General features: G+C 64.7%; 11 protein-coding genes. 6 read left to right on the forward strand and 5 right to left on the reverse strand.

What is annotated here, in order from left to right; genetic code table 11:
- Positions 1 to 13 precede the first annotated feature (13 nt).
- Genes WJ542_RS20435 through WJ542_RS20455 form a run of 5 tightly spaced genes read right to left on the reverse strand, consistent with a single transcriptional unit; the run spans position 14 to position 4,163 of the window.
- On the reverse strand, positions 14 to 1,024 hold the full coding sequence (locus WJ542_RS20435; RefSeq protein WP_411191270.1) for a sll0787 family AIR synthase-like protein: 1,011 nt from the start codon (positions 1,022 to 1,024) through the stop codon (positions 14 to 16).
- Positions 1,021 to 1,569, reverse strand: coding sequence for an MSMEG_0567/Sll0786 family nitrogen starvation N-acetyltransferase (locus WJ542_RS20440; protein ID WP_411191271.1), 549 nt, complete (start codon positions 1,567 to 1,569; stop codon positions 1,021 to 1,023). Before WJ542_RS20440 ends, WJ542_RS20435 begins: the two co-directional genes overlap by 4 nt.
- On the reverse strand, positions 1,566 to 2,687 hold the full coding sequence (locus WJ542_RS20445; RefSeq protein ID WP_411191272.1) for an MSMEG_0568 family radical SAM protein: 1,122 nt from the start codon (positions 2,685 to 2,687) through the stop codon (positions 1,566 to 1,568). Before WJ542_RS20445 ends, WJ542_RS20440 begins: the two co-directional genes overlap by 4 nt.
- The gene (locus WJ542_RS20450; protein ID WP_411191273.1) at positions 2,638 to 3,663 is read right to left on the reverse strand and encodes a Nit6803 family nitrilase; all 1,026 of its coding nucleotides are present in this window, start codon (positions 3,661 to 3,663) and stop codon (positions 2,638 to 2,640) included. Before WJ542_RS20450 ends, WJ542_RS20445 begins: the two co-directional genes overlap by 50 nt.
- 17 nt (positions 3,664 to 3,680) lie before the next feature.
- Positions 3,681 to 4,163: an MSMEG_0572/Sll0783 family nitrogen starvation response protein gene (locus WJ542_RS20455; protein ID WP_322013731.1), complete on the reverse strand. Its 483-nt coding sequence runs from the start codon at positions 4,161 to 4,163 to the stop codon at positions 3,681 to 3,683.
- Positions 4,164 to 4,520: 357 nt separating this feature from the next.
- On the opposite strand from WJ542_RS20455, the gene WJ542_RS20460 reads away from it, so the two are divergent.
- The 6 genes from WJ542_RS20460 (at position 4,521) to WJ542_RS20485 (ending at position 13,633) form a co-directional block, all read left to right on the forward strand.
- Positions 4,521 to 5,912 (forward strand): aminotransferase-like domain-containing protein, encoded by a 1,392-nt coding sequence (locus tag WJ542_RS20460; protein ID WP_411191274.1) that lies wholly within the window; start codon positions 4,521 to 4,523, stop codon positions 5,910 to 5,912.
- Between the two features lie 270 nt (positions 5,913 to 6,182).
- On the forward strand, positions 6,183 to 8,327 hold the full coding sequence (locus tag WJ542_RS20465; protein ID WP_411191275.1) for a hydantoinase/oxoprolinase family protein: 2,145 nt from the start codon (positions 6,183 to 6,185) through the stop codon (positions 8,325 to 8,327).
- Positions 8,328 to 8,338: 11 nt separating this feature from the next.
- Positions 8,339 to 10,663: a hydantoinase B/oxoprolinase family protein gene (locus WJ542_RS20470; RefSeq protein WP_411191276.1), complete on the forward strand. Its 2,325-nt coding sequence runs from the start codon at positions 8,339 to 8,341 to the stop codon at positions 10,661 to 10,663.
- 47 nt (positions 10,664 to 10,710) lie between these two features.
- Complete coding sequence (locus WJ542_RS20475; RefSeq protein ID WP_411191277.1) at positions 10,711 to 11,217, forward strand: acetone carboxylase subunit gamma; 507 nt, start codon at positions 10,711 to 10,713, stop codon at positions 11,215 to 11,217.
- Positions 11,218 to 11,221: 4 nt separating this feature from the next.
- Positions 11,222 to 11,491, forward strand: coding sequence for a hypothetical protein (locus tag WJ542_RS20480; RefSeq protein WP_411191278.1), 270 nt, complete (start codon positions 11,222 to 11,224; stop codon positions 11,489 to 11,491).
- 108 nt (positions 11,492 to 11,599) lie between these two features.
- A complete protein-coding gene (locus WJ542_RS20485; protein ID WP_411191279.1) occupies positions 11,600 to 13,633 on the forward strand; it encodes a sigma-54-dependent Fis family transcriptional regulator in 2,034 nt (677 codons plus the stop codon).
- Positions 13,634 to 13,764: the final 131 nt, after the last annotated feature.

The raw sequence follows: 13,764 nt of genomic DNA on the forward strand, positions 1-13,764 counted from the left end.
TTCTCTCCTTCGCTCAATCGGTATGACAAAGGGCGCCACGAGGCGCGAACGGGCGCGTCGCGCGGCGATCCGAAGGTACGATGAAAGCCTGTTCGTCGAGCCGCCAGACGCTGCGCGCTTCGCCTTGCCAGCGCAGGTCGATCGACGGCTCGCCCTGCATTTCACCGATCGCCGCGCAGGCGATGTCGCGTGCCTTGAAACGCGCAATCGCTTCGTCGACATGCTCTTCGCGCACGCTCAGCAGATAGCCGAAACTCGGGAATATCTGCAGCCAGCGCGCAAGCGGCACGTCGGCGGGCTTCGGCACGCATTCGAGATCGATCGCCACGCCCACGCGCGAGCATTCGGCGAGCATCATCGCAGTGCCGACGATGCCCGCCATGCTGATATCCTTCGCCGCCGCGCACAGGCCATCGTCGGCGAGTTGCGATAGCAATGCGAGGTCGCCGCGCAGGCGTTCGGCGGGCGCCTCGGTGGCCGCGTTCCAGTAGGGATAGGGCTCGACGAACGCACCGCGCAAATCGACCGCCATGAGCAGCTTGTCGCCGGCCTTCGCCTCGAAGCTCGACAACAGGCGCTTTGCGCGGCCGAGTATGGCCACCGCGAGCTGCGTGCGATCGCTGCGCGCATTGCTGTGGCCGCCGACCACGGGCACGCCCAGTTGACGCGACGCCGCCGCCATGCCTTCGAGCACCTGTGCCGCGGGCTCGACGCCCTGGCTCCAGATCACGTCGACCACGGCAATGGGACGTCCGCCCATCGCGCAGACGTCGCTCACGTTCACGAGGACCGAGCAATACCCTGCGAACCACGGCATCGCTTCGATCAGATCGCTCACCATCCCTTCGGCAGCGAAGAGCAGATAGCCGTCGCCATCGGGAATCGCGGCGCAATCGTCGCCGGCGGCCATCACCGCCGAGACCTCGTGCCCCGCGTCGAGCGCCGCAAGCATCGGCGCGATATCGGTCTTGTGCGCGACGCCGCGGCTCGCGCGCACCGCCGCGACGATTTCGTCGAGCGTCATGCCGCCCTCCGCTGATCGACGACGAAGCCGACATAAGGTGTCGCGCACGGCGGATAGTGGGCGAGATCGGCCCGCATGACGTGATGCAACCGGCCAAAGGTCATCACTTCGTCGAGCGTGTGCCAGTGCAGACGCTGAAACAGCGGCGCATTCTGCGCCTGCACCTGCGCAAGGAACGTCGAACAGCCGAGCGCATGGGCGCTGCTCACGGCCAGACGGATCAGTGTCGCGCCGATGTGGCGGTGGTGCCGGAATGCCTCGCTGACGGCGAGCCGCGAGCCGTACCACGTCGAAGCCTTCGCCGGGTCGCGATGAATACGCACGGTGCCGACCACGCACGGCTGCGCGCCGCCCGCGCCTTGCACCGCGACGAGCAGTTGCGCATGGCTGTCGATGTCATCGCGGTCGTCGCCTTCGAAAATACCCTGCTCTTCGCAGAACACCGCACGACGAATCGCAAAAGCCGCATCGCGCTCCCAGGGCTCGCTGGCCCAGCGCACGACGATTTCCTCGTCGTTGGCGCGTGGCAAACCGGTCGTGCTCATGCCGCCTCCTTTTCATATGAGGACAACGAAGAACATGCGCCGCACTTCCCGCAGCCCGCCTTGATGTCGGCGGCGCGCAGGCCTGCTTCGCGGACCATCGCACCGAGCGGCGCGAGTATCGCCTGCATGAATTCGGGCGCGGGCGGCGCGAGGTCTTCGAGCGGTGTGCCCGAGATCGGCACGAACGGCACGACGAACGGATAGACGCCGATCGCAAGCAGCCGCTGCGCCATGTCGAGGATCGTCTGCGGCGTATCGCCGAGGCCCGCGAGGATATACGTGCTCACCTGGCCGCGCCCGAACACGCGCACCGCCGCTTCGAACGCCTCCATGTAGCGGCTCACGGGCACCGTTGCCTTGCCCGGCATGATGCGCGCCCGCTCGCTTTCGCCCACCACTTCCAGATGCATGCCGAGCGTATCGATGCCGGCCTCGCGCATGCGCGCGAACCAGCCATCGTCGTCGGGCGGTTCGCACTGGGCCTGGATCGGCAGGTCGACGGCGCGGCGAATCGCACGCGCGCTGTCGCAGAGGATGGCGGCACCGCGGTCGGGCGTGGCCGGCGTGCCCGTGGTGAGCACCATGTGCTTCACCTTGTCCAGCAGGACCGCTGCGCGTGCTACTTCCGCGAGTTGCTCCGGCGTCTTGCGCGCAATCGTGCGTCCCGCCGCGAGCGACTGTCCGATCGCGCAGAACTTGCATGCCTTCTTGCGGCTTTCGTAGCGTATGCAGGTTTGCAGCACCGTCGTCGCGAGAACGTCGGTCCCGTGCAAGGTCGCGATATGCGAATACGGCACGCCATCGAGCGTCTGCAATGCATAGAAGCGCGGCGTTTTCGCAAACGCGATCTGCGCGACGGGAATGGTGCCGCGCTTGAGCGTGCTGACACCCGACCCATCCGGTGTCCCCGCAACAAACGCCGACCGATGCGCGCCGTGCGTGTGGACCGGCACCATCAGCGTGACGCCGTCGATCACCACGGCCTGGTGGTCCGAAGGCCCCGCACCGCCGCGACGCGACAGGCCCGGCAACTGGGGCTCGGCGAGCCGCAAACCGCTCGACTGAAGCTCAGTCAAGAGTTGCAGATTCGATTCCGGCAGGTTGAGGCTGGCATTCATCGTGAGCACTCCAGGTGGGAACGACGGGGGCGTCGTCGAGGGAAAACACGGGCGTGGCCGGCCGCTCGTTGATCGCGAGGCTCAGCAATTCGGGGCGCGCGTAATGGCCGACCGAATCCATCATGCGCTTGCGTTTGGTAATGAGCGCCATGTCGAGGTCGGCGATCACCATGCCCTCGCCTTCGCGCAGCGGCTCGGCGAGATGCTGGCCTTCGGGCGAAACGATCGCGGCGTTGCAGCCGCCGCGCAGCGCCTTCTGCAGCTTCGGATCGCTCGTGACCGAGGCGATCTGCGCCTCGCTGAGCCAGCCCGTTGCATTGACAACGAAGCAGCCCGATTCGAGCGCGTGATGGCGGATCGTCACTTCGATCTGCTCGGCGAAGATGGGGCCCACGAGCGAGCCCGGAAACTGGCTGCAATGGATCTCTTCGTGCTGCGTCATGAGCGCGTAGCGGGCAAGCGGGTTGTAGTGCTCCCAGCATGCGAGCGCGCCCACGCGCCCCGCCGCCGTTTCTACGACCTTCAGGCCGGCCGCGTCGCCTTGCCCCCAGATCATGCGTTCGTGGAACGTCGGCGTGATCTTGCGGCGCTTCAGCTTCATCGCGCCGTCCGCGTCGAAAATCAGTTGCGTGTTGTAAAGGCTGCCGTGATCGCGCTCGTTCACGCCGAGCACGACGACCATGCCGTGCTGGCGCGCGAGCGATGCGATCGTGTCCGTGACGGGACCGGGTATCGCCACCGCTTCTTCGTAGAGCCGCAGATGTTCCGCACCCGATTGCACCGGCGGCAGCACGAACGAGAAGTACGGGTAATACGGCAGGAAGGTTTCGGGAAACACGGCAAGCTGCACGCCTTCGCGCGCGGCGGCGACCATGGCGTCGGCCACGCGCGCAAGCGTCGCCGCGCACGATTCGAGATCCGGTGCGATCTGCACGGCCGCGGCGCGCACGACACGCTTTGTGGAGGAAGTTGACATAGCGATGCCCGCTCCGCTCAGACCGTCCAGGTGTCGATGACGAGCGCGTTCGACTTGCGATGCAGCAGCTTGAGATCGAGCACGTCGAGCGGATTGATCGGCCGCACGCCTTCGATCAGCGACGCCTCGCCGTGACCATAGAGTGCCTGCAGCGCGAAGCGGCACGCGTAGACCTTGCCGCCTTCGGCCATGAACTTCATGAGCTGGTTGTTGAAGTTCAAATGGCCCGGGAACGCTTCGGCGCCGAGCGTGGGAAAGCCGCGCTGCACGCCGAGCATTACGCCAGGACCATAGAGGAGGATCGATGTCTCGAAGCCCTTGCGCTGCAGGCGCGTAGCCTGCAGCATGTTGACGAAACCGATCGACCCTTCGAAGGCGACGGTATGGAACGTGACGAGCGCTTTCTCGCCCGGTTCCGCTTTGACGTCCTCGAACACCTTCTCTTCGTAGTCGACGAGGAAGTCGCCGGTCTTGTGGGCGGGCGTGGTAATGGCGGGCATTGCATGACTCCGTTCATGGATTGAGAACCGTGGCCGACCGGTAGCCGGCACCTCTCTTTTTGCAACGGCCATGCCATCAAGCGGCACAGGTCATGCGATCAAGTTCCAATCAAACTTCCGTGACGGGAATGATCACCCCCAAAATTTCTTGATCGCGGCGCGCGAGCATGGGCTGAGCGCCGGCATACGCCGACAATGCGAGTTGCGTCGCGCCCCTGCATAGGGCAAGCCGCAATCGCTTCGGTGCGCACATGCATCAATACGGATCATTCGGCGCAATCACACACGATCAATTGTTTATTTTCCAGCGGTCGCCCGCACTAGAATGAACTTCATCGCCTTCTGCCCGGTACGCCCATGTCGAACGTCGCCGCCCACTGGCTGAAGCGGCTCGCCGAGAGCGGCAAGCCCGTCTACCAGACCATTCCCGACCTGATCGAAGAGGACGTCGCGAGCGGACGCCTCAGGCCGCACGATCGCCTCCCCGCGCTGCGGGACCTGTCCGAGGCGCTCAAGGTGAACTACACCACGCTCGCGCGCGGCTATGCCGAAGCGCGCAAGCGCGGACTCATCGATTCGCGCGCGGGCAGCGGCTCGTATGTGCGCGGGCGTCCGCCTGCCGTGCCGCTACGTGCGGGCACCGCGCTCGAAATGACGATGAACATGCCGCCCGAGCCGCCGCAGATGCGCGAACGCATTGCGGAGTCGGCCGCGCGGATCGTCGGTGCGGCCGATCCGTGGTCGCTGCTGCGCTATCAGGACTTCGGCGGCACGCAGTTCGAGCGCACGATGGCGAGCCAATGGCTGCGCCACACCGTACCCGACCATCGCGCCGACGCGCTTCTCGTGTGTCCCGGCATTCACAATGCGCTCGTTGCGCTGCTGCTGCGGCTCGTGAAACCGGGCGAGGCGATCTGCGTCGACGCGCTTGCCTATCCGGGGCTGAAGGTCATCGCGAACCAGCTCGGCATGCCGCTAGCGCCGTTGCCGTACGATGACGATGGGCTCAACGCGACCGCGTTCGAAGCGCTCTGCAAGACCCGCAAGCCCGGCGTGCTCTACTGCAACGCAACGCTGCAGAATCCGACCACGCGCACGCTTTCGCTGAACCGGCGCGAGCACATCGCCGATATCGCACTGCGCTACGACGTGCCGATCATCGAAGACGACGCCTACGGCATGCTGAGCGAAAAACCGCCGGTCGCACTGGCCACGCTCGCGCCCGAGCTCACCTACTATGTGACGGGGATGTCGAAGTGCTTCGGCGCGGGGCTGCGCGTGGCCTTCGTGATTGCGCCGGGCACGCGCCACGCGCAGCGGCTGGCCGGCGCCATGCGTGCGACGACGGTCATGGCGAGTCCCTACATGTCGCATCTGGCCGCACGCTGGATCGAAAGCGGGGCCGCTCAGGAGATGCTCGAAGCGATTCGCGCCGAATGTGCGGTCCGCCAGCATATTGCTGCCCAGGTGTTCAGGGGACGCGAATTCGAGGCGTCGGAGGAATGCTTTCATCTGTGGCTCACCGTGCCGGCCAGTACTGGCTGGAGCGCGTCCGAACTCGCGTCGCATCTGCGGAGCAAACAGATCGGCGTGGTCTCGGGCGCGGCATTCAGCACCGACGGCAATCCGCCCAACGCGGTGCGCATCTGCCTCGGCGGCCCTTGCAGTCCGCTCGAAATGGAAGAGTCGTTTCAGCTCGTCGCCGACATGCTCGATCATCCCGACCATCTGCACTCGCCGATGCTCTGAGCGAGCCCCGGCGACGACCGACCGTCCGGCGATCGAACGCCGCGGCAGTCTGAAATCCGGCCGCAGCGCACCCACTTAGATCCGCCACTTCGTTCGCACATTCTTCGCGCCTGCCGCGCCAGCCAAGGCTGCGCGGGCAGGCGCCCGTTTTCTCCCGCCAATGGCATGACAGTTGCAATTTAGAAGGCGAGCCGCGGTTTCTGGCGCGGCGCGTTCGGACAAGTGCGCGCCTCGCGGCTCATGACTACTTCAACCATTGGAGACGAAACCATGGAAGGACTTTCGCAAGTCCAGGTGTTGGGCATCGATGCCGGCGGCACGATGACCGATACGTTCTTCGTGCGTGCCGACGGGCGATTCGTCGTGGGCAAGGCGCAGAGCAATCCCGACGACGAGTCGCTCGCGATCTTCAACTCGTCGCAGGACGCGCTCTCGCATTGGCAGCGGGGCGTCGACGACGTCTATCCCGAACTCGTGACCTGCGTGTATTCGGGCACGGCCATGCTCAACCGCGTCGTGCAGCGCAAGGGGCTCGACGTCGGGCTGCTCGTCAACAAGGGCTTCGAGCACGTGCACTCGATGGGCCGCGCGATTCAGAGCTACCTCGGCTACGCACTGGAAGAGCGGATCCACCTGAACACCCACCGTTACGATGAACCGCTCGTGCCGCTGTCGCGCACCCGAGGCGTCACCGAGCGCACCGACGTGCAGGGCGAAATCGTCATTCCGCTGCGCGAGAACGAAGTCCGGCAGGCAACGCGCGAACTGGCGGCGGCAGGCGCGAAGGCCATCGTGATCTGTTTCCTGCAGTCGCACAAGAACGCAACGAGCGAACGGCAGGCGCGCGACATCGTGCGCGATGAACTGAAGAAGACCGGCATGGACATCCCTGTGTTCGCCTCGGTCGACTACTATCCGCAGCGCAAGGAAAGCCACCGGATGAACACCACGGTGCTCGAAGCCTACGCGGCAGAACCGTCCCGCCAGACACTCAAGAAAGTCAGCGACCGCTTCCGCAAGCACGGGGCGAAGTTCGATCTGCGCGTGATGGCCACGCACGGAGGCACGATTAGCTGGAAAGCGAAGGAACTCGCGCGCACGATCGTTTCGGGGCCGATAGGCGGCGTGATCGGCTCGAAGCTTCTGGGCGAGACGCTCGGCTACGACAACATCGCGTGCTCCGACATCGGCGGCACGTCGTTCGACATGGCGCTCATCACGAAAGGCAACTTCGCGATCGCGTCGGACCCGAACATGGCGCGCCTCGTGCTGTCGCTGCCGCTCGTCACGATGGATTCGGTGGGCGCCGGCGCAGGTAGCTTCGTGCGCCTCGACCCCTATAGCGGCTCCATCAAGCTCGGGCCGGACAGCGCCGGCTATCGCGTGGGCACCTGCTGGCCGGACAGCGGGCTCACCACCGTCTCCGTGTCCGACTGCCACGTGGTGCTGGGCTACCTGAACCCCGACAACTTCCTGGGCGGCCAGATCAAGCTCGACGTGAACCGCGCGCGCGAGCACATCAAGGCGCAGATCGCCGACCCGCTCGGGCTTTCCGTCGAAGACGCGGCCGCCGGCGTGATCGAACTGCTCGACCTCCAGTTGCGCGAGTACCTGCGCTCGAACGTCAGCGCGAAAGGCTACAACCCCACCGAGTTCGTCTGCTTCTCGTATGGCGGCGCGGGGCCGGTCCACACCTATGGCTACACCGAAGGACTCGGCTTCAAGGACGTCGTCGTGCCCGCGTGGGCCGCCGGCTTCTCGGCATTCGGCTGCGCGTGCGCGGATTTCGAGTATCGCTACGACAAGAGCGTCGATCTGGCGCTCCCCCAACTCGCCACTGACGACGAAAAAGCACTTGCCGCACAAACCATCCAGAAAGCGTGGTCGGAGCTCGCCGCCAAGGTGGTCGAGGAATTCCGCATCAACGGCTTCGGCGAACGCGACGTGATCCTGCGCCCGGGTTTCCGCATGCAGTACATGGGACAACTCAACGATCTGGAGATCGAATCGCCGATCACGAGCGCTTCGGAAGCCGAAGACTGGAACCGCATCGTCACGGCATTCGAGGACACCTATGGCCGCGTCTACGCGAGTTCGGCGCGTTCGCCCGAACTCGGCTTCTCGGTGACGGGCGCCATCATGCGCGGCATGGTGATCACGCAAAAGCCCGTGCTTCCGGAAGATCCCGAAGGCGGCCCGACACCGCCGGACACGGCGCGCATCGGCGTTCGCAGGCTCTATCGCCACAAGCAATGGCACGACGCGGTCCTGTGGAGGATGGAGGCGCTCAAGCCCGGCAACGTAATTGCCGGACCGGCGATCATCGAGTCCGACGCGACCACCTTCGTGGTCCCGAAGGGCTTCGCCACCACGCTCGACAAGCACCGCCTCTTCCATCTCAGAGAAGTCAAGTAAGGAGACATGCGATGAACATGATATCCAGCCGCGAAGTCGGCTTTGCCGATCTGCTCAAGAACGGCCAGACCCTGAAGCAGTTCCGCGACGGCATCCTCGCGCGCACCGCGGAAAACGGCCACTACAACGGCCTCGAACGGCTCGACCTGCGAGAGAGCGATCCGATCCGTTACGAGAAGATGTTCTCGAAGCTGCGCGGCGGTCTCGTGCATGCGCGCGAGACCGCAAAAAAGATCGCCGCGAGCCCGATCGTCGAGCAGGAAGGCGAACTGTGCTTCACGCTCTACAACGCCGCGGGCGACTGCGTGCTCACTTCCACCGGCATCATCATCCACGTCGGCACGATGGGCGCGGCGATCAAGTACATGATCGAAAATAACTGGGAAGCCAACCCCGGCATCCATCCCGGCGACATGTTCACCAACAACGACTGCTCGATCGGCAACGTCCATCCTTGCGACATCGCGACGATCGTGCCGATCTTCTCGCAGGGCAAACTCGTGGGCTGGGTGGGCGGCGTCACGCACGTGATCGACACGGGGGCGGTGACGCCGGGCTCGATGTCGACGGGCCAGGTGCAGCGCTTCGGCGACGGCTACATGATCACGTGCCGCAAGACCGGCGTGAACGACACGCCGCTGCGCGACTGGCTGCACGAGAGCCAGCGCTCTGTTCGCACGCCGAAATACTGGATTCTCGACGAGCGCACGCGCATTGCCGGCTGCCACATGATTCGCAACCTGATCGAGGAGGTGATCGAAGAAGAAGGGCTCGACGCCTACGAGAAGTTCGCCTACGAGGTGATCGAGGAAGGACGCCGCGGCCTGCAGACCCGCATCAAGGCGATGACGCTGCCGGGCAAGTATCGCAAGGTCGCCTTCGTGGACGTGCCGTACAACCATCCCGACGTGCAGACCTCCTCTGCATTCGCGAAGCTCGACTCGATCATGCACTCGCCCGTGGAAATGGAGATCCGCAAGGACGGCACGTGGCGGCTCGATTTCGAAGGCGCGAGCCGCTGGGGCTGGCACTCGTACAACGCGCACCAGGTGGCGTTCACGAGCGGCATCTGGGTGATGATGACGCAAACGCTCGTGCCGACCCAGCGGATCAACGACGGTGCGTATTTCGGCACGGAATTCCACCTGCCCAAAGGCGCCTGGATGAATCCGGACGACCGCCGCACAGGGCACGCCTACGCATGGCACTTCCTCGTTTCGGGCTGGAGCGCGCTGTGGCGCGGTCTGTCGCAAGCCTACTTCAGCCGGGGCTATCTCGAGGAAGTCAACTCGGGTAACGCCAATACGTCGAACTGGCTGCAGGGTGGCGGCATCAACCAGGACGGCGACATCCACGCCGTCAACAGCTTCGAGGCATCGTCGTGCGGCACGGGCGCCTGCGCGATCAAGGACGGCCTCAGTCATGCCGCCGCCATCTGGAACCCCGAAGGCGACATGGGCGACATCGAGATCTGGGAGATGGCGGAGCCCCTGCTCTACCTCGGCCGCAACGTCAAGACGAACTCCGGCGGCTACGGCAAGTACCGCGGCGGTTGCGGCTTCGAAACGCTGCGGATGGTCTGGAAAGCACAGGACTGGACCATGTTCTTCATGGGCAACGGCTACATGAACAGCGACTGGGGGCTCATGGGCGGGTATCCGAGCGCGACGGGATACCGGTTCGAAGCGCACCGCACCGGCCTGAAGGAGCGCATCGCGCTGAGCGAAAGCCTGCCGCTCGGCGGCGACGCCAACCCGGATGTCCCCGACTACGAAAATCACCTGAACGCCGGGGCCGTCGTCAAACGCGACCACCAATGCATGACCACGGAGGACTGCTACAGCAACTATGACCTCTACCTCAACTATCTGCGCGGCGGCCCCGGCTTCGGCGATCCGCTCGATCGCGATCCCGACGCCATCGAACAGGACCTGAACAATGCCCTGCTGCTGCCCGAATACGCCCAGAAGGTGTACGGCGCCGTCGCGACAAAGAACGCCAACGGCATCTGGACGGTGGATGCGAAGGCGACCGCGCTGTCGCGCGTCGAGATCCGCAATCAGCGCCTCGCGCGTTCGCAGCCCACGCGGGAATGGATGAAGGGCGAGCGCGAGCGGATTCTGCTCAAGCACGCCGCGCCCCAGGTGCAGCACATGTTCGCGACGAGCTTCGGGCTGTCGACGAAGTTCGAGCAGCAGTTCCGCACGTTCTGGGAACTGCCGGATTCGTGGACGCTCACCGAAGACGAGCTCGACGTGCCCACCTACGGCTCGAAGTTCCGCATGGACCTCTCGAAAATGCCCGACGTCAACACCGTCGTGCTGGTCGAAGAGTAAGTCCGCCGGCATTCGCGCAACCCTCAGGAAATCAAGGAGCAAACGGAATGTCCACCTACACCAGGGAACAAATCCGCAATCTGGTCGACGGCAAGCTCGACTGGGACACGACGCTGCGCATGCTGTCGATGCCCAAGGACGGCGAGCGCTTCCAGATGTACATCGACGCGCTGCAGCAAAAGCTCGGCTGGAAGGAACGCATCGTGCTGCCGCTCGGGCCGCATCTGTACATCGTGCAGCAGCCGGCCACGAAGAAATGGGTCACGCAGTGCGACTGCGGCCACGTGTTCGGCGACTACCGGGAAAACTGGAAGCTGCACGCGAACATCTTCGTGCGCGATACGGAAGAGGCGATGGACGAGGTGTATCCGCGGCTGATGGCGCCCGACACGCAATGGCAGGTGTACCGCGAGTACTACTGTCCCACGTGCGGCACGATGCACGACGTGGAGGCCCCGACGCCGTGGTACCCCGTCGTGCACGACTTCGAGCCCGACATCGACGCGTTCTACTCGGAATGGGTCAAGCTGCCGGTGCCGGAACGGGTCGATTAGTCCGATGTTTGAAGCCGCCGGCGCGCTTCGCCGCCGGCAGCCGACTTTCGTAAAACGCGAAGCGGACCGTTCGAATTCCGGCCGTTCGATTTCCGGACGGCCGGCCTGTTTTCATGCGCGCTTTTCAGCGCTTTTCCAGGTGCTTTCCCTGATATTTCCAGGCCAGCGCTGCGGTGCAAAGCGGCGCGCTCTCTCGCGGGGCCGATTGGCGCGCGCATTGCTTGTCTTCTATCGATTTCGCACCGATGGCGGCATCGGATCGGAGTTACGATAGCCGGAAACGAGACCTGGTCGAGCCAGCCAGGCGAAACCGGACCTAAAAGAGGGGCCGCACCAGCCGGCCTCGCGGTTCACGGCAAGCGCGAGCCGACAGGAGACATGCATGCAACAGACAGGCACGCCTATGGACTGGTTTTCCAGTCCGCAACACGATGCCAGCATCATGGCGGCGTGGGAACATCTGGTGGGCGGCAGCGAATGGCACTCGGCCGAGGTGCGCGGCGGCGTCGACGATTCGTGGCATCGCTGCCTCGTCGGCCGCGTCGATCCGGCCGTGGATCGCGCCCCGCCGCCGGTCGGCGAAGACCAGTTGATGCAATGGCAGACCACGAATACCCAGCTCATCAACGCCAGCCTGCCGCTGATGCAGCAGACCCGCGAACTGCTGGCTCAAACCGGCACGGTCATGCTGCTCGCCGATCCCGACGGGATGGTCCTGAAGCACGAAGGCGACATGCGGATCATCGAGCCCGCACGCGAAGTCGGGCTCGTCCCGGGCTGCAACTGGACCGAGCTCAACTGCGGCACCAACGCGATCGGGACCGCGCTCGCACTGGAACAACCCGTGCAGATTCACGGTGCCGAGCACTTCTGCGCCGGCATCAAACGCTGGACCTGTTCGGCAACGGTCATCCGCGATCCGCTGGACGGCCACGTGCTCGGCGTGATCGACGTGTCGGGTCTTGCGGATACGTACAACCGTTACAGCCTCGCGCTGACCGTGTCGCTGGCCGGGCGCATCGAGAGCCGCCTCGCCAGGGATGCCATGCAGCGCCGTCTGCGCATGCTGGACCGCTGCGCCTCTCGCCTCGGCGCCAATGTATCGGATGGAGTCCTTATCGTCGACGAGCGGGGACGCCTCGTCAAGGCGAACTCGCAGGTCGTGCCCGCGCTGCGGCGCCTCGGGTTCGACGTACAGCTCGACGCCGGCTTCGTGCTGCCCGGACTGGATGCCATGGCGGGCACCGCAGCGTCGGCGGCCGCGCCGGCCTGGCTGCGCCACGTCCACGTCGAAGCGCTGCGCGAAGACAACGTCGTACTGGGCTTCATGATCGTGATACCGGGCACCGCGACGGCTCGCGGCGCAACCCCGCTGACCCGCGAGCGGGACCGGCAACCTGGCGCGCCTCGCGCGTTTGGGCGCATCGTCGGAGACAGCCGCGTCCTGCGCACGGCCGTCGACAAGGCACGCCAGCTCGCTCCTTCGAAAGTGCCGGTGCTGCTGCTGGGCGAGACCGGCGTGGGCAAGGAACTCTTCGCGCAGGGCATCCACCAGGCCAGCGAACGGACAGATGGACCGTTCGTAGCACTAAACTGCGGTGGACTGTCGAGAGATCTCCTCGCAAGCGAGCTATTCGGTTATGCCGAGGGTGCGTTTACCGGAGCTCGCAAATCGGGAGCGGCCGGCAAGATCGAAGCGGCGAACGGAGGCACCCTGTTTCTCGACGAAATCGGCGAAATGCCGCTCGATATTCAACCTCATCTGCTTCGCGTTCTGGAAGAAAACGAAATTTACCGGCTTGGCGAGAATACGCCGCGCAAGGTGAATTTTCGGCTGGTCGCGGCGACGCATCGCGATCTCAAGGCGGCCATTGCGATGGGCGCGTTTCGCATGGACCTGTTCTATCGCATTGCCGTGACGACCGTGTCGATTCCGAGTCTGCGCGAACGCAGCGAGGACCTCCCGTCCCTCATCGCCTACTGGCTGGCGCATATCAGCGAGGCATATGGCTTGCCGCGCCGATCGTTCGACGACGAAGCGTATGCCTGCCTGCTGAATTATGCGTGGCCCGGTAATGTGCGAGAGCTGCGTAACGCCATCGAAGGCTCCCTTCTGCTTGCCGATGGCCCTGAGATTACCGCGGACAAACTGCCCGCCGAAGTCCGGGACCCCGGCGAGGTCTCCGTGTGTGCCGTACCGTCCATAGCGGGAGCTACGCAGCAGCACAAAGAGGAATCGCTCAGAACGACCGAAGCCGAAACCATTCGTCGCGCCCTGGCCCGCCATGCGGGAAATCTCACGCGGACCGCGAATCAATTGGGCATTGCGAAGAGTACGCTCTACGAAAAGATCCGGCGATACGATCTCCTCGTGGCCGTGGATAACGTGCGCCGGCGCGGGAGTGCAGGAAGTTGACGGCAATGGGCGCTTCGGGTCCGTTAGCGGACCGTCGTCCATATCACCGAATGGAACGAGTTCATCGCGAACGGCAGAGGTTCCGCGCGGCCGGTGTAGAGGAACTCGATTGGCTTCCGGAAAATTATCTG

The organism is Paraburkholderia yinzeri (genome assembly GCF_046581065.1).
Classification (GTDB): domain Bacteria; phylum Pseudomonadota; class Gammaproteobacteria; order Burkholderiales; family Burkholderiaceae; genus Paraburkholderia.